Source organism: Solibacillus sp., from assembly GCF_040273735.1.
Lineage (GTDB): Bacteria > Bacillota > Bacilli > Bacillales_A > Planococcaceae > Solibacillus.
Genome location: NZ_JBELZM010000042.1, coordinates 1 through 832 on the forward strand (window position 1 = coordinate 1; position 832 = coordinate 832).

The 832-nt window shown below is 29.8% G+C and carries 1 protein-coding gene; it reads right to left on the reverse strand.

All coding sequences use genetic code 11. The features are described 5' to 3' along the window. Positions 1–139 precede the first annotated feature (139 nt). Positions 140–547, reverse strand: coding sequence for a hypothetical protein (locus tag ABS917_RS18835; RefSeq protein ID WP_350480423.1), 408 nt, complete (start codon positions 545–547; stop codon positions 140–142). Between the last annotated feature and the right edge of the window lie 285 nt (positions 548–832).

Consider the following 832-nt stretch of genomic DNA (forward strand, 5'->3'; position numbering starts at 1 on the left):
GAGTCCGGTAAATTACCGAAAACATGCCAGCCAATTAGCTGCATAATAAAAACTCTAACTTTAAGGGGTCACTACCGAAAAGCGCCAGATTATTAAATATTATTATTTTACTAAAGCACCCGTTAGTTAAGAAGAGGAGTTATAAGTTCATTAACTTCTTAAATTTTTCATCGTAATGACTTCTCGTTATAAAATCTGAACGCCAATAATCATATAAATCTTCTCGGCTTGCTTTTAGAAAAGTTTCTAATACTTTTTTTAAACGAGAGTTATAAGGGAATAAAACATCTTTACCTAAGCTGTAACCTTTATTAAAGTAAATTGCTGCAGACTCATAATCTTTAATTTCTTGATATAAATAGCCTATGAATATAAATCCACTAGCTAATTCTTCTACTTCGAAATCTTCGCCATTTAATTTACTCTTAATAAACTCTATCGCTCTTAATTTTTTCTTCCTCGAAAACAAACCAGACAAAGAAATAGCTTGTTCTACAACATCAATATATTGTTTTGAAGGGTCTTTTAAATTATAATTGTATTTCATTTAACCACCTATTTCCTTAAAATCTTCTTAAACTAACCTGCTGCATTAGTTTAAATGTATTTCTTCATAATCTCATTTAATAAAGACGTTATTCAACAATATGACCCTATTATTGAAAAGGTACATTTCTTTTTCAAGAAATACGCCCGATTGTGGAATATCTTTTTCACTAAAAACCCTTTAGTTAATAAGAATGAATAGAATTAAATTTTCTTCCGATAAAGTTAGCAGGTACCGGGTTGAGTTCTAATTCTCTTGACCAAATAGAGAGTTGACCAATGTGAT